Source organism: Leisingera sp. ANG-M7 (assembly GCF_000813965.1).
Taxonomy (GTDB): domain Bacteria; phylum Pseudomonadota; class Alphaproteobacteria; order Rhodobacterales; family Rhodobacteraceae; genus Leisingera.
The window spans coordinates 96,548-115,132 of the sequence record NZ_JWLI01000002.1; the positions used below are offsets into that span (position 1 = coordinate 96,548).

Annotated in this window: 14 protein-coding genes; 8 read left to right on the forward strand and 6 right to left on the reverse strand. The window is 64.6% G+C overall.

The window, feature by feature from the left end; translation table 11 throughout:
• The first annotated feature begins 17 nt into the window (after window positions 1-17).
• From RA26_RS04060 to RA26_RS04070, 3 genes are all read left to right on the forward strand, one after another.
• Entirely contained in the window at window positions 18-935 is a 918-nt protein-coding gene (locus RA26_RS04060; RefSeq protein WP_019294380.1) for a 3-keto-5-aminohexanoate cleavage protein, read from the forward strand.
• Window positions 936-1,020: 85 nt separating this feature from the next.
• A complete protein-coding gene (locus RA26_RS04065; RefSeq protein WP_241482579.1) occupies window positions 1,021-2,445 on the forward strand; it encodes a carnitine 3-dehydrogenase in 1,425 nt (474 codons plus the stop codon).
• A 229-nt stretch (window positions 2,446-2,674) separates the two neighbouring features.
• On the forward strand, window positions 2,675-4,366 hold the full coding sequence (locus RA26_RS04070) for a BCCT family transporter (RefSeq protein WP_039180315.1): 1,692 nt from the start codon (window positions 2,675-2,677) through the stop codon (window positions 4,364-4,366).
• A gap of 68 nt (window positions 4,367-4,434) precedes the next feature.
• Here the strand turns inward: RA26_RS04070 and RA26_RS04075 are convergent, their stop codons facing one another.
• From RA26_RS04075 to RA26_RS04085, 3 genes are all read right to left on the reverse strand, one after another.
• Window positions 4,435-4,779 (reverse strand): RidA family protein, encoded by a 345-nt coding sequence (locus RA26_RS04075; protein WP_019297425.1) that lies wholly within the window; start codon window positions 4,777-4,779, stop codon window positions 4,435-4,437.
• A gap of 85 nt (window positions 4,780-4,864) precedes the next feature.
• Entirely contained in the window at window positions 4,865-6,526 is a 1,662-nt protein-coding gene (locus RA26_RS04080) for an acetolactate synthase large subunit (protein WP_039180319.1), read from the reverse strand.
• A 30-nt stretch (window positions 6,527-6,556) separates the two neighbouring features.
• Window positions 6,557-8,065, reverse strand: a complete 1,509-nt coding sequence (locus RA26_RS04085) for an FMN-binding glutamate synthase family protein (RefSeq protein WP_039180433.1) — start codon at window positions 8,063-8,065, stop codon at window positions 6,557-6,559.
• Between the two features lie 298 nt (window positions 8,066-8,363).
• Between RA26_RS04085 and RA26_RS04090 the strand changes: the two genes are divergently transcribed.
• The 5 genes from RA26_RS04090 to RA26_RS04110 all read left to right on the forward strand — a co-directional run bounded on the left by RA26_RS04090 (window position 8,364) and on the right by RA26_RS04110 (window position 14,679).
• The gene (locus tag RA26_RS04090) at window positions 8,364-10,091 is read left to right on the forward strand and encodes a sensor histidine kinase (protein WP_039180322.1); all 1,728 of its coding nucleotides are present in this window, start codon (window positions 8,364-8,366) and stop codon (window positions 10,089-10,091) included.
• Window positions 10,088-11,425: a sigma-54-dependent transcriptional regulator gene (locus RA26_RS04095; RefSeq protein ID WP_039180324.1), complete on the forward strand. Its 1,338-nt coding sequence runs from the start codon at window positions 10,088-10,090 to the stop codon at window positions 11,423-11,425. Before RA26_RS04090 ends, RA26_RS04095 begins: the two co-directional genes overlap by 4 nt.
• 125 nt (window positions 11,426-11,550) lie before the next feature.
• On the forward strand, window positions 11,551-12,561 hold the full coding sequence (locus RA26_RS04100) for a C4-dicarboxylate TRAP transporter substrate-binding protein (protein ID WP_039180326.1): 1,011 nt from the start codon (window positions 11,551-11,553) through the stop codon (window positions 12,559-12,561).
• Between the two features lie 72 nt (window positions 12,562-12,633).
• Complete coding sequence (locus tag RA26_RS04105; protein WP_039180329.1) at window positions 12,634-13,266, forward strand: TRAP transporter small permease; 633 nt, start codon at window positions 12,634-12,636, stop codon at window positions 13,264-13,266.
• A 12-nt stretch (window positions 13,267-13,278) separates the two neighbouring features.
• A complete protein-coding gene (locus tag RA26_RS04110) occupies window positions 13,279-14,679 on the forward strand; it encodes a TRAP transporter large permease (RefSeq protein WP_039180331.1) in 1,401 nt (466 codons plus the stop codon).
• A gap of 54 nt (window positions 14,680-14,733) precedes the next feature.
• Here the strand turns inward: RA26_RS04110 and RA26_RS04115 are convergent, their stop codons facing one another.
• From RA26_RS04115 to RA26_RS04125, 3 genes are read right to left on the reverse strand one after another with little or no spacing between them, the layout of a single operon-like run.
• Window positions 14,734-16,281, reverse strand: coding sequence for a sensor histidine kinase (locus RA26_RS04115; RefSeq protein WP_039180332.1), 1,548 nt, complete (start codon window positions 16,279-16,281; stop codon window positions 14,734-14,736).
• The gene (locus RA26_RS04120; protein ID WP_039180335.1) at window positions 16,266-16,961 is read right to left on the reverse strand and encodes a response regulator transcription factor; all 696 of its coding nucleotides are present in this window, start codon (window positions 16,959-16,961) and stop codon (window positions 16,266-16,268) included. The genes RA26_RS04115 and RA26_RS04120 overlap by 16 nt, the downstream gene beginning before the upstream one ends.
• Before the next feature lie 13 nt (window positions 16,962-16,974).
• Window positions 16,975-18,501 carry a DUF4153 domain-containing protein gene (locus tag RA26_RS04125; protein WP_039180338.1) on the reverse strand — a complete coding sequence of 509 codons (1,527 nt, stop codon included), beginning with the start codon at window positions 18,499-18,501 and terminating at the stop codon, window positions 16,975-16,977.
• Between the last annotated feature and the right edge of the window lie 84 nt (window positions 18,502-18,585).

Below are 18,585 nucleotides of genomic sequence, written 5' to 3' on the forward strand. Positions count from 1 at the left end.
CCCAAAGGAGCGAGACCATGCCCCTGACCATGAACCGAGACGTCTTCATCACTGCCGCCGTGACCGGCTCTGGCGGCACCCAGGACAAATCCCCCCATGTGCCGCGCTCACCCAAGCAGATCGCCGAGTCCGCAATCGCGGCCGCCAAGGCCGGTGCGGCGGTGGTTCACTGCCATGTGCGCGACCCTGAAACCGGCGCGCCGTCCCGGAAACTTGAGTATTACCGGGAGCTTACCGACCGCATCCGCGATTCCGAAGTTGACGTGGTGCTGAACCTGACCGCGGGCATGGGCGGCGACATCGTGTTCGGCTCGACCGAAGCGCCGCTGCCGGTCAACGAAGCCGCGACCGACATGATCGGCGCCACCGAGCGGATGGCCCATATCGCGGAATGCCTGCCGGAAATCTGCACCCTCGACTGCGGCACCATGAATTTTGCCGAGGCCGATTACGTGATGACCAACACGCCCGGCATGCTGCGGGCAATGGGCCAGATGATGACCGATCTGGGCGTGAAGCCGGAGATCGAGGCCTTTGACACCGGCCACCTGTGGTTTGCCAAGCAACTGGTAAAGGAGGGCATTCTGGAGCCGAACGCGCTGGTGCAGTTGTGCATGGGGGTGCCGTGGGGGGCGCCGAACGACCTCAACACCTTCATGGCGATGGTCAACAATGTGCCGTCGGACTGGACCTGGTCGGCGTTCTCCCTTGGCCGCGACCAGATGCCCTATGCGGCGCAGTCGGTGCTGGCGGGCGGCAACGTGCGGGTGGGCCTTGAGGACAACCTGTTCCTGGACAAGGGCGTGCTGGCCACCAACGCACAGCTTGTGGAGCGCGCGGTCGGCGTGATCGAGGGCATGGGCGCCCGGATCATCGGCCCGGAGGCGGTCCGTGAAAAGCTGGGCCTGACCAAGCGCGCGCCGGTGGCGAAGTAAGCCGAAATGCGGGGGTGCCATGCGTGCACCCCCTGTACACCCCCTGTGCACCGGCGGGCGCACGGGGAGGGCGATCAGAGGATAGATCATGAAAACAGCAGCAATCATCGGCGGCGGAGTTATCGGCGGCGGCTGGGCCGCGCGGTTCCTTTTGAACGGCTGGAATGTGCGGGTGTTCGACCCGGACCCGGAAGCGGGACGCAAGATCGGCGAAGTGCTGGCCAACGCCCGCCGCTCCTTGCCGTCGCTCTATGACAAGGCGCTGCCGGCCGAAGGCGAACTGACCTTTCACGCGGACATGGCGGAAGCCGTGGGTGAGGCGAACTGGATCCAGGAAAGCGTGCCGGAGCGTCTGGAGCTGAAGCACAAGATCCACGCTCAGATTCAGGAACACGCGCCTGCAAATGCGGTGATCGGTTCCTCGACCTCCGGCTTCAAGCCCTCAGAGCTGAATGCCGAAGGCGCCCGCGCCGTGGTGGCGCATCCGTTCAACCCGGTCTACCTGTTGCCGCTGGTTGAGCTGGTGGGGGATGCGCAGACCTGCGCGCAAGCTGCAGACCTTTTGCGCGAGGTGGGGATGTATCCGCTGACCGTGCGGAAGGAGATCGACGCGCATATTGCCGACCGCCTGCTGGAAGCGGTCTGGCGCGAGGGCCTGTGGCTGATCAAGGACGGCATCTGCACCACCGAGGAACTGGACGAGTCGATCCGCATGGGCTTTGGCCTCCGCTGGGCGCAGATGGGTCTGTTCGAGACCTATCGGATTGCCGGCGGCGAGGCGGGCATGAAGCACTTCATGGCGCAGTTCGGCCCGGCGCTGGAATGGCCCTGGACCAAGCTGATGGATGTGCCGGAGTTCACCGAGGAACTGGTCGACCTGATCGCGGGCCAGTCGGACGCGCAATCTGGCCACATGCCGATCCGCGAACTGGAGCGGCTGCGGGATGACAACCTGGTCGGCATGATGCGGGCGCTGAAGAAGTCCGGCAGCGGGGCAGGGGGCGTTATCAAAACCCATGAAGCCACGCTGCCCGTGCCGGAGATTGTGGAGCTGCCGGTCACCGTCAGCCGCCCGGTGCCGCAGAGCTGGACCGACTACAACGGCCACATGAACGAGGCGCATTACACCGAGGCCTCGGCCCAGGCGACCGACCGGTTCATGGAGATGGTCGGAGCGGATGCAGAGTACATCGCCGCGGGCGGCAGCTATTTCACTGTCGAGAACCACGTGCGCTTCCTGGATGAGCTGCACGAGGGTGATGCGCTGACCGTGACCACCCAGGTTCTGCAGGGCGAAGGCAAGAAGATGCATCTGTTCCACCGCTTGCACGGCCCCGAGGGCAAGCTGGCGGCGACGGTGGAAACGCTGCTGTTGCACATGGACCTGAACGCGCGCGGCACTTCGCTGCCGTCGCCGGAGGTGGCGGACAAGCTGGCGTCCTTTGCCGCGGCGCACGCAAGCCTGCCGCTGCCCGAGGGCGCCGGGCGCCACGTCGGCCAGCGCGGATGACTTGGAAACCCGGCGGCTCGCGCGCTGCCGGGTTTCTTTTGCGGGCCGGGTCTCCTCCCCGATCCGGCCCGTTTTTTGAAGGTGTGCTGCCTGTAACCGCGGCAGCGGGGAGGACCATGCCGGAGCGCCGGGCCATCGGGAGAGCTTTCATCCCGCCGCGCGCTCCGCTCAGCTTTCCGCGGCTGGAGGGCCCCGGCGCTGAGGCATCAGAAACAATTGGGAGGACCAAATGTCTGAAGATAATTCCAACAGCCACCTGGTGGCGAAATCCGGTTTCTTTACCGGTCTTCATCCGGGGATGAGCATTGCAGCCAAGGGCATGATCGCCGCCTTTGTGATCTTTACGGTCATGAACGTCGAGTTTGCCGGAGGCCTTTACAAATCGATCCGGAGCTGGATCGAAAACGGGCTCAGCTTCTATTACATCACCCTGTTTTCCATCGGGCTTTTTGTCTGCTTCTGGCTGATGTTCTCGCGTTTCGGCAAGATCCGCCTGGGGGACGATGACTCGCGCCCCGAGTTCAGCAACTTCAGCTGGTTCTCGATGCTGTTTTCCGCAGGCATCGGCATCGGCATCCTGTTCTTTGGCGTGGCCGAACCGATTTTCTACTTCGACAACTCCGAAGTCTGGGGCTATCCCAACAACCCGCATGCCGAACTGGCAGGCCATTCGGCGATGGACATGCAGCGGGCAGTGGACGCGATGCGCGTGACCTTCTTCCACTGGGGGTTCCACGGCTGGGCGTTCTACGTGCTGGTTGGTCTGAGCCTGGCGTATTTCGGGTTCCGTAAGAAGCTGCCGCTGACCCTGCGGTCGGCGCTCTATCCGCTGATCGGCGAACGGATCTATGGCCCTTGGGGGCACGCGGTAGACCTTCTGGCGGTATTCGGCACGGTGTTTGGCGTCGCCACTTCGCTGGGCCTGGGAGTCAGCCAGATGGCTGCGGGCCTCAACCATCTGTTCGGCATTGATCCCGGTATCGGGACCAAGCTGGTTCTGATCGCGGTTGTTTCTGTGATCGCAACCATTTCCGCGGTGTCCGGCGTTGGCAAAGGCATCCGCATCCTGTCGGAATGGAACATCTGGCTGTCGATCGTGCTGCTGGCGGCCTTTGTGATCTTCGGGCCGTTCCAGTGGCTGATGGGCCTGTTTGTGACCACGGTCGGCGACTATGTTGCCAGCTTCGTTCCGATGGGGTTCTGGACCGCGACCGAAGGCCCGGATGTGGCCTGGCAGGGCGGCTGGACGATCTTTTACTGGGGCTGGTGGATTTCCTGGTCACCGTTTGTCGGCGTGTTCATTGCCCGCATTTCGCGCGGCCGGACCATCCGCGAATTCATGGTCGGGGTGATGTTTGTTCCCACCACGATCGCGTTCTTCTGGCTGTGCATGTTCGGCGGCAACGCGATCTGGCAGGAAATGCACATGGGGTCCGGTGTGGCCTCGGCCGATGGGGCAGGCATCATCCAGACCGTGCGCGACTGGAACCTGCCGAGCGCGCTGTTCGGGACCATCGACAACATCGGCGCCACCAGCTGGATGGGCGACATGAGCTGGGTCAGCTGGCCGATGTCGCTGCTGGCGACGTTCCTGCTGTTCTCGTGGTTCATCACCTCGTCGGACTCCGGCACCCTGGTGATCACCACCATGCTGTCGATGGGCGATGACAACCCGCCGAAGAAGTTCCGCATCATCTGGGGCCTGGGCGAAGGCGTGGTGGCGGCGGCGCTGCTGCTGGCCGGGGGGCTTGGCGCCCTGCAAACGGCGTCGATTGCGGCGGCCTTCCCGATTTCCTTTGTGCTGATCGCAATGATCTGGGGCTTGCTGAAATCGCTGCACGACGATCCTTCGGCGTCGCCGATCTCAGTTGAGACGATGGCACCGGACGGCACGCGGATGAAGCAGGACCTGCGCGCCTGAGGCACGCAAGGTTTCCGTAAAAGGAAAGCGCCGGGCTGTTGAGGCCCGGCGCTTTTTACTTGTTCGCGTCAGTCGCAGGCGGCGGTGACGATGATCTCCACCTTCAGGATTTCGCGGGCCAGCTTGGCCTCGCCGCAGGCACGCGCCGGGGCATGGCCTTCGGGAACCCAGGCGTTCCAGACCTCGTTCAGCTCTGCGAAATAGGACATGTCGGAGAGCCAGATCACGGTCTGCAGGAGCCGGGTTTTGTCGCTGCCGGCCTCGGCCAGCAGGGCGTCGACCTTGGCGAGGATCTCGCGGGTCTGCTCGGCGGCGGTTTCGGCCTCGGACACCTGGCCGCTGAGGTAAACGACGCCGTTGTGCTTGACGATTTTGCTGGAGCGGGCGGTGGTGCCGATGCGGGTGATGGTCATGGGGTTTGCCTTTCCTTGCGTAAGCTGCCGCGGTCATAGCGGCCGCGGCAGCCGGGGGAAAGGGCAGGCCGTTAGATCCGGCCAATCATATCAGGCAGGTCTTGGCGGCCAGCTCATCAATCAGCACCCGCTGGTTTTCGCTGTAGTCCACGGGGACGTCGATCAGATGCACGCCGCCCGCTGCAAAGGCGGCCTCGAACGTTGGGATCAGATCTTCGGCCCGTTCGATCCGGTGGCCGGTGGCGCCGTAGCTGGCGGCGTATTGCACGAAATCGGGGTTGTTGAATTCCAGCCCCCAGTCGGCAAAGCCGACATGCGCCTGTTTCCAGCGGATCATGCCATAGGAACTGTCGTTCAGCACTGTGACCACCAGATTGAGGCCGAGCCGCACCGCGGTTTCCAGTTCCTGGCTGTTCATCATGAAGCCGCCGTCGCCGCAGATCGCCATCACCCGGCGGTCCGGGTTCAAAAGCGCCGCCATCATCGCCGAGGGCAGGCCCGCGCCCATGGTTGCCAGCGCGTTGTCCAACAGGACGGTGTTGGGGTGATAGGCCTTGTAGTTGCGGGCGTACCAGATCTTGTAGATGCCATTGTCGAGTGCGATGATATCCTTTTCGCCCATCACCTTGCGGGTGTCCGCGACCAGCCGCTGCGGGATCACCGGGTAGCGCGGATCATCGGCGCCCTCGGCGATGTGGCTGTCAGTCTCGGCCTTCATGCGCTGGAAGAAGCTGCGGTCGACATCGAGCGGCCCGCCGAGGATGTCTCCCAGCCGGTTGATGGATCCCTCCAGATCGCCGACCACTTCCAGTTGCGGGAAATAGACCTGATCGACCTGCGCCGCCTTGTAGTTCACATGGATCACCTTGGTGCCGCCCTCGGTCATGAAGAAGGGCGGTTTTTCGACCACGTCGTGGCCCACATTGATGATCAGATCGGCGCGTTCGATGGCGCAGTGCAGGTAGTCGCCGTCCGAGAGCGCGGCGGTGCCGAGGAAGAGGTCCGAGCTTTCGTCGACAACGCCCTTGCCCATCTGGGTGTTGAAAAAGGGAATCTGCACCTTTTCGACGAAGTCGCAGAGCGCCGAGCGCGCCTTGCGGCGGTTGGCGCCGGCGCCGACCAGCACCAGCGGCATTTTTGCGGCGCGGATCATGTCAGCCGCTTCGGTCAGAACGGCCTCGTCCGGCACGGCGTAATGGCGGGCGTGCGGGGGAATGACAGAGGCGTCTGTGTCTTCCGCCGCGATATCCTCGGGCAGTTCCAGCAGTACCGCACCGGGGCGTTCTTCTTCGGCCACGCGGAAAGCCTCGCGGATCAGCGCGGGGATGGTGTTGCCGTGCACGATCTGGCGCGACATCTTGCAGACCGGATCAAAGAGGCCCACCACGTCGATGATCTGGAACCGGCCCTGTTTCGACTTCTTGATCGGTTTTTGCCCGGTGATCATGATCAGCGGCATCGCCCCCAGATGGGCATAGGCCGCTGGCGTGGCCAGGTTGGTCGCGCCGGGGCCAAGGGTGGCCATGCAGACGCCGGGTTTGCCAGTGAGGCGGCCATAGGTTGCCGCCATGAAACCGGCGCCCTGCTCATGCCGGGTCAGCACCAGTTTGATGTTTGAGGTGCGCAGGGACTCCAGCAGATCAAGGTTTTCCTCACCCGGGACGCCAAAGACGTATTCGACGCCTTCGGCTTCCAGCGCGGCCACAAGAAGGTCGGATGCTTTGGCGGGAAGGTCAGAATCTGGCATGGAGTCTCCTTTGGTTTTCCGGGGGGCGGGTTATTGCGCGGCGTGCTGCTGGGCCTGTTCCGGGTACAGCTCAGCCATGGACACGGACCGCCCGCTGTCCTGCACGATCCGCGCGTGGTAGCGGCGCAAGAGCCGCGGTTCGGTGACGCCGCAGCTGTGGGCGAGGACGGTCACCTCCTTGAGCATGTTCTTGGCGTAAGAGGCGACCCGTTCCGCCTTGTCGGCGGGATCGAGGCCGAACTGCAGCTTGGGGTTATGGGTGGTGATGCCGGTGGGGCAGGTGTTCTTGTTGCACTGCAGCGCCTGGATGCAGCCGAGCGCAAACATGAAGCCGCGCGCGGAGTTGACGAAATCGGCGCCGGCGCAGAAGGCCCAGGCGACCTCTGACGGATTGACGAGCTTGCCGCTGGCACAGACCTTGATGCGCTGGCGCAGACCGTAGCGGGTCAGCACATCCACCGCTTTGGGCAAGCTTTCGCGCAGGGGCATGCCCATGTTGTCGATCAGGCTCATCGGGGCGGCGCCGGTGCCGCCGTCGGCGCTGTCGATGGTAATGAAATCCGGCGCGCTGGCCTCGCCGCGGGACAGGATTTCCTGGCAGAGCCCGTCGAGGAAGCCATGCGCGCCGAGCACCGCCTTGAAGCCTACCGGTTTGCCCGTGACCTCACGCACATAGGCGATCATGTCCAGAAGCTCGCCCACATTGGAGGCTTCGGGGTGGCGGTTGGGGCTGATCGCGTCCTCGCCCGGCGTCAGCCCGCGGATGGCCGCGATTTCCTCAGTCACCTTGGCGCCGGGCAGGATGCCGCCCTTGCCGGGCTTGGCACCCTGGCTGAGCTTCAGTTCGAACATGCGGACGGTTTCATGGGCGGCGACGGCGCGCAGCTTGTCCTCGTCAAAGCCGCCTTCGGGCTTGCGCACGCCGAATTTGCCGGTGCCGATCTGGAAGACGATGTCGCAGCCGCCCTCCAGGTGGTAGGGCGACAGCCCGCCTTCGCCGGTGTTGAGCCAGATGCCGGCCTTTTTGGCACCGCGCGACAGGGCGCGGACGGCCGGAACAGAAATGGCGCCGAAACTCATCCCGGAGATGTTGAAGATCGACGAGGTGGTGTAGGGCGTGCCGGCATAGGGGCCGATGGTGACTTCGGCAGGCGGGGTTGTGCCGTGTTCCAGGTCCGGGAAGGGCGCGTTGGCGAAATAGACGGTTCCGGCAGGCCTGAGATCGCGGGTGGAACCGAAGGCGACTGTGGAATCCACGTTCTTGGCGGCGCGGTAGACCCAGGAGCGCTCAGCCCGGTTGAACGGCATCTCCTCTCGGTCCAGCGCAAAGAAATACTGCCGGAAGAACTCTCCCAGATGTTCGAAAAGGTAGCGGAAGCGGGCGATCACCGGGTAATTGCGGCGCAGGGTGCTGGCGGTCTGGGTCTTGTCGCGGATGTAGATCACGATCACCCACAGGATGCCGGCACCGATGGCGAAGATGAAGGCATAGGACAGGATTTCGAGCAGCGCCAGGACGGTGCTGGATATCTGGGACATGGTTTCCTTCGCTCCTTTGCGGCCGGGCTTGGGCCTGGCATTATTGTTGTTCAAGACTGCGCCATTGCTGCTGAAATTGCAGCCATGTGGCGGTCACATCCTCGGGAGCCGCAGAGGCGCGGTGCAGAGCGCTGTCCAAAGATGCAACGTGCCGCCGCCCGGAAATGTTCCGCGCGGCACGGGGTTTGTTTGCGGAGTGTGCGGCAGGCGTGCGGAAGTTGTCCAGCCTTGAGAGCGGATGGTGCCTGAGATCCACTAATGTCTTGCCATGGCGCGTTTTTGCGGCCTATCGACGGGAATGCGCCTGATCCCGTTCCTGATATCCCTCGTGGTGACGATTGCCGTCGCGGTCGGCGTGTTCAGGGTTTCGAGCGTTTACTTCCAGTCGGAAGAGGTTTCGCAGGCCGAAGGGCCGCTGTCGCTTTATCAAAGCTCCGTTGTCGCTGAGCTGGAGCGGTTTTCCCATCTGACGCATGTGCTGGCGCGGGATGCCTCTGTCATAGGTGCCGCCGGCGGTGATGACACCGGCACGCTGAACCTGCGGCTGGAAGACTTCGCTGCCAAGGCGGGGCTGGATGCGATTTACCTGATGGACACGAACGGAGTTGCCATCGCGGCCTCCAATTTCCGCCAGCCCGGCAGTTTCGTCGGGCAGAACTACGCGTTCCGGCCTTATTTCCAGCAGGCCCTGCAAGGCGGGCAGGGGCGGTTTTACGCCATTGGCACCACCACCGGCCTGCCGGGGTATTTCATCGCCGATGCGGTGCGGGGCCCGGAGGGAACGCTGGCGGGCGTGATTGCGATCAAGATCGGCTTTCAGCCGCTGGAGCAGAGCTGGAGCGGATCTGGCGAGCAGGTATTGATGGCCAATGAAGACGGGGTTGTGCTGCTGGCCTCAGACCCCGCCTGGCGGTACCGGGTACTGGCGCCGCTGTCGGAAGGGCAGCGGCAGCGGATCACAACGGCCCGGCAGTTTCCGGGGCAGGCTCTGGAACCGCTGGAGTGGCGGGCAGGCGAGGGGCCGCGCGCCGTGATTGCCGGGCGGGAGCAGATACATCTGACGGTAGATATCCCGCCGCACGGCTGGACCCTGCATTATTTTGCGAGTGACGACCGGGCAGTGGCGCGCAGCTGGCTGGTCACCTCGCTGGTTGGATTTGCTGCCGGACTGGCGCTGATCCTGTTCCAGGTTCAGCGGGCGCGCCGGATTAGCGCCGCGCTGGCGCGGGCTGAGCGGGAGGAGGCGCAGCTGCGCCGGGCCAATGAATTGCTGGCGGGCGAGATCGAGGACCGCCGCACGGCGGAACGGCGGCTGAAGCGCACCCAGGATGAACTGGAGCGCGCCAGCCGCCTGGCAGCTCTGGGCAGGCTGGCCGCCTCGGTGACGCATGAGCTGGGACAGCCGATTGCGGCCATGCGGAACCATCTGGTTGCCGCGGAAATCGCCCCGGACAACTCCGCTGCGCTGCCAGCCAGGATCGGCGCACTGGTGGACCGGATGGAGGGGATTACCCGGCAGCTCAAGTTCTTTGCAACCCCGGACGCAGAGGTTCAGGCCGCGGTTGACCTGAACGCCGCGATGCGCGCCTCTGCCGCCCTGGTGGCCCCCAATCTGGAGGAGGCGGGGGCAGAGCTGCAGCTGGATCTGTGCCCCGGACCGGTCAGCGTGCAGGGCAGCCGCCTGCGGATTGAGCAGGTGATGACCAACCTGCTGCGCAATGCCATTGACGCCAGCGAGGACAGCGCGGCGCCGCTGATCGTGGCGCGCACCGGCGCTGCGGAGGGCGAGGCCTGGTTTGATATCAAGGACAACGGCCATGGCCTGGGCGCCGCGACGCTGGCTGACTTGCAGGAGCCCTTTGTCACCACCCGCGAAAGCGGCCGCGGCATGGGCTTGGGCTTGGCGATCTCTGCCGGTATCGTGCAGGATCACGGCGGCACGATGACGGCCCAGAACAGGGACGCGGGCGGGGCGGTGTTCCGGGTCGTTTTTCCGGTCCGGCCAGCAGAGGAAGAAAAGCAATGAGCAGTGCCAGGCCATTCAGCATTTTGGTCATAGATGACGACAAAGCGATGCGCCAGTCGGTGGCGGAACTGCTGGAGGCCGCGGGCTGGCAGGTCACCGCGGCGTCGCGGGCGGCGGCAGGGCTGGAGCGGCTGGCGGAGCTGCAGCCGGATGTCATCCTGTCGGATGTGCGGATGCCCGGCATGTCGGGGCTGGACCTGCTGGCCGCGCTGCAACCTGCCGCGCCGCCGCTGGTGCTGATTTCCGCCCATGGCGATATTCCGATGGCGGTGAAGGCAATGCAGGACGGGGCCTACAGCTTTGTCGAAAAGCCCTATGAGCCGCGCCGCCTGCTGGCGATCCTGCGCCACGCCGCCGAACAGCACCGGATGCAGCAAAGCAACGCGCGGCTGAAGGCGCGGCTGTTTGCGCTGTCGGGGCTGGACCGGTTGCTGCTGGGACAGTCGGCGCCGGTGGTGCAGCTGCGCCAGGATATTCTGGACCTTGCGGAGACCGGCACCACGGTTCTGATCGAGGGCGAGACCGGCACCGGCAAGGAGCTGGTTGCGCGTGCGCTGCATGATCTGGGGCCCAATGCCGATGCACCGTTTCTGGCGCTGAACTGCGCTGCCTTGTCGCCCGCCACCTTTGAGGCTGACATGTTTGGCACCGATGGCGGGTCCGGCGGGCGGCTGCTGGCGGCTTCAGGGGGCACGCTGTTCCTGGATGAGATCTGTTCCTGCCCGCTGGACGTGCAGGCCATGCTGCTCCGGGTGATCGAGGACAAGCAGATCCTGCCCGCAGGCGGCCAGCTGCCGGTGCCGGTCAGCTTCCGCGTGGTCTCAGCCACCAATGAGGACGTTGGATTGGCGGTGCAGGAGAACCGCCTGCGCAAGGATCTGCTGTTCCGCCTCAACACGATGGTGCTGACCCTGCCGCCGCTGCGCCAGCGCCGCGATGACCTGATGCTGCTGGCGGCGCATTTCCTGGCGCATTTTGCGCAGCTTTACGAAACCGCTGTGCCGGACATCTCTCAGGATGATCTGACCGCGCTGCTGGCGCATGATTGGCCGGGGAATGTGCGGGAGCTGCGCAGCGTCTGTGAGCGCCGGGTGCTGGCCGCGCGCCGCGGCTGCGGCACCATGGCGGACGCTATCCGCATGGATCAGCCCCTGGATGATGTGCCGGATACCCTGCGCGAGGCGGTGGCCGCGTTTGAGCGCGAACTGATCGGTAAGGCGGTGAAAGCCCATGAGGGCCGCATGGATGCTGCCGCCGAGGCGCTGGGGATCGGGCGCCGCACGCTGAACGAAAAAATCGTCAAGCTGGGCCTCGACAAGGACGCCCTTTTGTAGCCCGCACGCCCTGCGGAAATCCGCAGGGCGGCCCGCAGATGCCGCGCGGTTTCCTTCATAGGCAGGCAGCCCGCCGTCCCGGATACTCCCCCAATCATATCCGCATGCATCTGGGAGGAGCACTGATGCGCACATATCTCAAGGGGGCCGCGCTGGCCGCCCTCACCGCCGCCTTTGGCACCGAAGCCCTGGCCACCGAATGGAACGTCTCGCTGTGGGGCAAGCGCCGGGCCTTTACCGAACACGTCGAGAAGCTAGCCGATCTTGTCAGCGAAAAGACCGGTGGCGAGTTCACCCTGAACATCAGCTATGGCGGGCTCAGCAAGAACAAGGAAAACCTCGACGGCATCTCCATCGGGGCCTTTGAAATGGCGCAGTTCTGCGCCGGCTACCACCGCGACAAGAACCCGACCATTACCGTGCTGGAACTGCCGTTCCTGGGGGTGGCATCGCTGGAGCAGGAAATCGCCGTTTCGCAAGCGGTCTATCAGCACCCTGCAGTGCAAAAGGATCTGGCCCGCTGGAACGCGACCCTGCTGATGCCCTCGCCGCTGCCGCAGTACAATCTTGTCGGCACCGGGGATGTGCCCGGAACGCTGAAGGACTTTGAAGGGCTGAGTGTGCGCGCAACCGGCGGTATCGGCAAGGCAATGGAAGCAGTGGGCGCGGTGCCCACCTCAACGTCGGCAACTGAGGTGCGCCAGGCGATGGACAGCGGCATCGTCAAGGCGGTCGCCTTTGCACCGCACGCGCATATGTCCTTTGGCACCATTGAAAACGGCACCTGGTGGACCACCAACCTGAACCCCGGCACGGTGAACTGCCCGGTGGTGGTGAACACAGATGCGCTGGACAGCCTGTCCGATGAACACCGCGAAGCGCTGCTGGGTTCGGTAGATGAGGCGCTGGCCCATTACGTTGATTTCTACAAGTTCAACTCTCTGGACACCTGGGAACCTGCGCTGGATGCCGCCCGGATTGAGCTGGTGACCTTCCCGGATGCGGAAATCGCTGCCTTCAAGGAGGCCGCCGCGGCACCGGCGGCCCAGGCCTGGATCGAGGAAAACACGGCCCGCGGCCTGCCTGCGCAGGAACTTTATAATCTGGTGACAGGCCTGATCAACGAAGGCAGCTGACCCCGCCGCGCCCTGCAGCCGCACGCTGCGGGGCGTCTGCTTTTATCCCTGAAAAACTGATGGAGTCCCGCCATGGCCGGCTCATCCCTCGTGCTGACAGACGGCAGCCGTCTCAGCGCACTTGACCAGAACCTCTACCGCTTGGAAAAGCCCCTTGCCCTGCTCAGCGGCCTGGCGGTGTTTTCCCTGATGCTGCTGGCCGTTGGCTCTGTCGGCGGGCGCAATTTGTTCAACAGCCCGCTGCCGGGCTACGTCGACTGGATCGAGCAGGCGATGCCGCTGATTGCCTTCATGGGCATTTCGTTCACCCAGCGCGACGGCGGCCATATCCGCATGGATATGCTGGTGGGCGCCCTGAGGGGCCGGGCGCTGTATCTGGCCGAGTTCCTGACCACCGCCGCCGTACTGATCCTGATGCTGCTGATGGTCTGGGGCAGCTGGGCGCATTTCCAGCGCAGTTTCGACTTTGCCGCGCCGTGGTGGAGCGCCGACAGCTCGATGGATATCTCGCTGCCGCTCTGGCCTGCGAAACTGCTGGCGCCGGTAGCGTTCAGCGTGCTGTGCCTGCGGCTTTCGCTGCAGCTCTGGGCCTACGGGCGGGCCTTTCGCAGCGGCACGGACCACCCCGTTGCCGTCCCGATGATTGCCGATGCCGCCACCCAGGCAGCGATGGAGGCGGATCACGTCTCCGGCCACGACAGCTGAGGAATTTCTGACATGGAACCGATTGAAATTGGGCTGATCGTCTCAGCCGGGCTGCTGGTGATGGTGATCCTGGGCATGCGGGTGGCCTTTGCCGCCGCCGCTGCGGGCATGATCGGCCTGATCTGGATCTTCTGGGCCAAGTTCGGCTATGACCCGGCGCGTTTCGGCAAGGCGCTGACCGTCGCTGTGAAGACCGCAGGCCAGGTGCCGCACTCCAAAGTGTCCAGCCAGGCGCTGAGCCTGATCCCGACCTTCATCCTGATCGGCTACCTTGCGTATTACGCGGGCCTGACCAAGGCCTTGTTCGAGGCCGCCAAGCGCTGGATGGCCTGGGTGCCGGGCGGGCTGGCGGTGTCCACCGTCTTTGCCACCGCGGGGTTTGCTGCAGTATCCGGCGCCAGCGTGGCGACCTCAGCCGTCTTTGCCCGCATCGCCATCCCGGAGATGCTCAAGATCGGCTATGACAAGCGCTTTGCCGCGGGTGTTGTTGCTGCTGGCGGCACGCTGGCGTCGCTGATCCCGCCCTCGGCGATCCTGGTGATCTACGCCATCATCGTCGAGCAGGACGTGGGCAAGCTGCTGCTGGCAGGCTTCATTCCCGGGGCGTTCTCGGCAGTGATCTATGGCCTGCTGATTGTTGGCATGGCGATGGTGATCAAGGACTTCGGGCCGCGCGTCACCGGTTTCACCCGGCGCCAGCGGTTTGCGGCCCTGCCGCCTGCGCTGCCGATTGTGTTTGTGGTCGTGACCATCATCTTCTTTGTCTACAACCCCTTTGGCGGCGATGCCTGGGGCACTCCGACTGAGGGCGGGGCCATCGGGGCGTTTGTGGTGTTCCTGATGGCCCTGCGCCACGGCATGCGCTGGGGGGAACTGAAGGATGCGCTGCTGGAAACCGCCAAGCTGAGTGTGATGATCTTCACCATCATCTGGGGGGTGCTGATCTATGTGCGTTTCCTGGGGTTCGCAAACCTGCCCGGCGCCTTTGCCGATTGGATCACCTCGCTGGAGATGCCGCCCATGCTGATCCTGATCTGCATTCTGCTGGCCTATGCGGTGCTGGGGATGTTCATGGACGCAATCGGCATGCTCTTGCTGACGCTGCCGGTGGTCTACCCCGCGGTGATGGCGCTCAATGGCGGCGAGGCGGTTTCCGCCGCGGACAGCACCTTTGGCATGTCCGGCCCGATGTGCGCGATCTGGTTCGGCATCCTGGTGGTGAAGATGGCGGAGTTCTGCCTGATCACCCCGCCCATCGGCCTCAACTGCTTTGTGGTGGCCGGCGTGCGCGATGATCTGAGCGTGCAGGACGTGTTCAAAGGGGTGACACCGTTCTTCATTGCCGATGCGGTGACCATCGCTCTGCTGGTGGCCTTCCCGGCGATTGTGCTGTGGCTGCCGGGGCAGGTCTGACACGCCTTTGATGCGCTGAACCGGGCCGCCTGATGCAGGGCGGCCCGGCTGTTTTCAGCGGAAGGTCAGCCGGAAACAGGCGCCGCTGCTGGAGGGGATGACACTCAGGGTGCCGCCGATGGCCTCTGCCGTTGCCTTGACGATGTTGAGCCCCATGCCGGTGCCGCCGCTGTCCCGCCGGGTGGTGAAGAAGGGCTGCAGGATCTTGTCTGCGTTGCCTTCGCTGATGCCGGGGCCGTCGTCCGTGATTTGAAGACAGGTGGCCGCGCCGTCCTGGCAGGCGGACAGCACGGCCTGCTTGGCGCCGTGCTGCTGCGCGTTTTCCAGCAGATGGGTCAGGATGATCTGAAGGGTGGGTGCCGCAACCGGCAGCGGCAGGGTGCCGTTCTCCGCTGTGACGGCAAGGGCCGGGAAGGCCTGTGAGACTTGCGCATGGATTTCGTTCAGGCAGCAGCTTCCTGCCATCGCGCTCTGATCCGCCAGGCTGAAGGCGCGCATGTTGGCCAGCAGGTCCTCCATCCGCTTGCCGCCCTTGTCCACGGTGTCCAGCAGCCGGTGTTTCTGTGCCGGGGGCAGATCGTCGTCGCGCAGCAGTTCTGCGGCGCCTTTCAAGGCGGTGAGCGGCGACTTCAGCTCATGCGTCACATGGGCGGTGTAGGTCTTCAGCGCGTCCTGCTTGCTTTGCAGGCGGCCGGTCAGCGACTGGAAGCTGCGGCTCAGCTCCTCGATCTCGCGGGTGCCAAGCTGGTCCGGCGGCTCCCATGTCTGGCTGCCGTGGCCCGCCAGATGGCTGCGCTGGATCAGCAGTTGGATCGGGCGGGTAATGAAGCGCCAGAACACATAGCCGATGAGCATGGTGGACAGGACAACAAATCCCGCGGCCTTGGCCAGATTGAAACGCTCGCCATACAGAAACCGGAAGATGTGGTTCGGGGTGCGGCTGAGGTAGACCGCGCCGATCAGGGTCTGGTCTGCAAAGACCGGCATGGCCACAAAGACGCGCACCCGCGCGCCGCGGCTGAGAGTATAAAGCGCGGGCGGCGCATCCGCGCGCACGCGGGTGCGCGCAACTGAGACGGTTTCGCCTTTCAGCGCGCCCTGCACCTCCTCCACATGGCCCAGGAAGGTGCCGGTTTCGGCGGTGCCTGCAAAGACGTTGCCGCGGGCATCCAGGAACCGGTAGCCGGCCAGCGTCTGCGCCTGCGCGGCATTGGCGATGCGGGTCAGCCGGGTTGCGATTTTGCGGTAGGGGGCGCCTGCAGGACCGGAGAGCGGCTTGGCGTCGGGGCGCGGTGGCAGCACGGTTTCGCGGTTGACGGACAACGACGGAAACACCGCGTGTTCGCCGGAGACCGGGCGCTCGCGGGGGGGCTTTGTGCCGGCCGCGCCTGCGTAAAGTTCTGCGTAGGCCGCCGACATCACTGCGGCCTGAGTCAGCAGGCTTTCCTCGGTCTGCTGCACCAGCTGGCTGTCATAAAAGCGGAACAGGATCAGCCCGGCGAACGGCAGGCACAGGACCAGCCCCAGCACCAGAAGCACCACCGCCCAGAGCCGGGGCCGCCATTTGCGGGTCAGCCCGTTGCGGTTCAGCCTGGCGTGCATGCGCCCATCCTGAGGCCGACGCCGTGCACGGTCACGATCCCCTCGGCGCAGCCTGCCTGCGCGAGCTTGGCGCGGATGTTGCGGATATGGCTGTCGATGGTGCGGTCGGAGACATGGATGTTGTAGCCGTAAAGCGCATCCACCAGCTGCGCCCGCGACAGCACGCGGTCCGGGCGGGCCATCAACGTGGCCAGCAGCCGGAATTCCGACCCGGTCAGGGCCACCGGCGCGGCTGCAAAGCTGCAGAGATGGCGGTCCGGATCGAGCTGCAGGCTGCCCTGCGCCAGCACGGCTTCGGGCTGTGCCGGGACAGCAGGGGCGCTGCGTTTCAGGATCGCCTTGATCCGGGCCACCAGTTCGCGCGGAGAGAAGGGTTTGGTCAAATAGTCGTCGGCGCCCAGCTCCAGACCGACGATGCGGTCGATCTCGTCATCGCGGGCGGTGAGGAACAGGATCGGAACGTCGGAGGATTTGCGGATCTCGCGGCAGACCTCCAGCCCGTCCTTTTCCGGCAGGCCGATGTCAAGCACAATCAGGTCGGGGTTTTCCTCCCGGCCGGCATCCAGCGCGGCGAGGCCGTCGCTGGCAAAGACGGTCTCAAAGCCGGCCTTTTCCACCGCGAAGCCGGTCACCTCAAGGATATCGGGATCGTCATCGACAACAAGAATGCGGGCTGGCATCAAATGGGGTCCTTCAATTCTGCTGCTGATAATAGGCTTGGATCCGCCACCTCCGAAAGCCCCATTCGCGCCAGTTGGTGATGGCGTTTTTGTAGACGTCATAGTGCATCGCGCTGCTGCAGACCTGCTGTCCGGTTTCGGTTTCAAAGGCATGGACAGCGGGATAGGCACCGGCGCCGAGGCTGCAGATATAGTAAGTGTCCTGTTTCACCAGCGTGCTGCCGTGGGTCAGGTTGTAGCGGGCGATGACCCCGGCGAAGTTCACGAAACCGCAGATGTAGAGGGTGCCGACAAGTGCGGCAAAGCAGCGGCGCAGCAGCCAGGCATTGCCGTGGCCGCGGCGGATCTGCATCACGGTCAGCACAAGCCCCGCCAGCACCAGCGCCATCCAGATGAAGGCAGCCACCCGCAGGTAGGTCAGCGCGTAGGCCCCGACATAATGGTGCAGCCGGATGGCGGCGGTCAGCACCAGGAACATGTTCTGCGCCAGCCACAGGTAGACCAGAGCACGCAGGGTTTTGTCGGCGCCGGTCATGCTGCGGGTCACCAGTGTGAACACGCCAGCCAGCAGCGCCGTCACCACCAGCGGATAGGAACCGCGGTGGGCGTAAGAGGCGTAGCTCATCCCCTCAGGCAGAGAGACGCCGCCGGTCAGGATTCCGAGGTCCATCACTGTTTGAACCAGAAACAGCATATTGAACAGCACCAACGAATTGCGCACGGACACCGGATTGATCAGAAAGGCGGCCCTGCTGGGGCCGGCCTTTTGCACGTTGGCGGCAGGCGCGGCGCTGCCCATCCATGCCTCGCTGAGGTTGAGGCAGGGCCACAGCAGCGCCGCCATCATGGTCCAGAACAGAAGCCGCAGCCAGAACTCCAGTTCGAACAGGCGGCCCGGGTCCAGCTCTGCCAGAAACTCCTCCAGCACCGGGTTGGCAGAGGCCAGCAGCATCAGGAAAACGGCGCCCATGAGCAGCGGCAGCGCCAGCGCGGTCGCCTGGCGGCGGGCGCTTGAGCTGAGGTCCGAGGCAGGCATGGCGCGGAATGCATCGCGCAGCAGCAGCACGGCGCCAAATGTTGGCAGGCGCAGGGCGGTGCGCAGTGCCAGACGTTCGCTGGCGGCCGGACCGTAGACCGCCCAGGCTGTCAGGCAGATCAGGCCGCCGAGGCTGAACAGGACGGACAGGAACTGCAGTTCAATCACCGCAGGCAGGTTGCTGAGCAGGGCAAATCCAGCGGCGCCTGCCCATTCCCGGGCTGTTGGCCGACGGGGCTTCATCGCCATGACTGCGGCAGAGAGGATCAGCGCAAAGACGGCAACCGAAATGCCTGCCGGCTGGTCCCAGAACAGCCAGTCCGCAACGGCAACCAGCGATGCCAGAAGCGGAATTGCATGGCGCATCCGCAAAGAGGCGTAGAGCGGCCCCCCATCCTTGCGGCGGCGGGGCTGCGCCTGCGGCGGCCCGCCTGCGGCCTCCAGCCACCATGCATCCAGCCTGATGCTGTCGGGCACGCCGTGTATGACCAGTTCCTGCCTCATGTCCTGTCTCCTGCTTGCAATTTTGCTTGCCTGCAGTGATGCGGTCTGCGCTTGCATCTTTGGCGGGCAGTCTCCGCAGGTTTC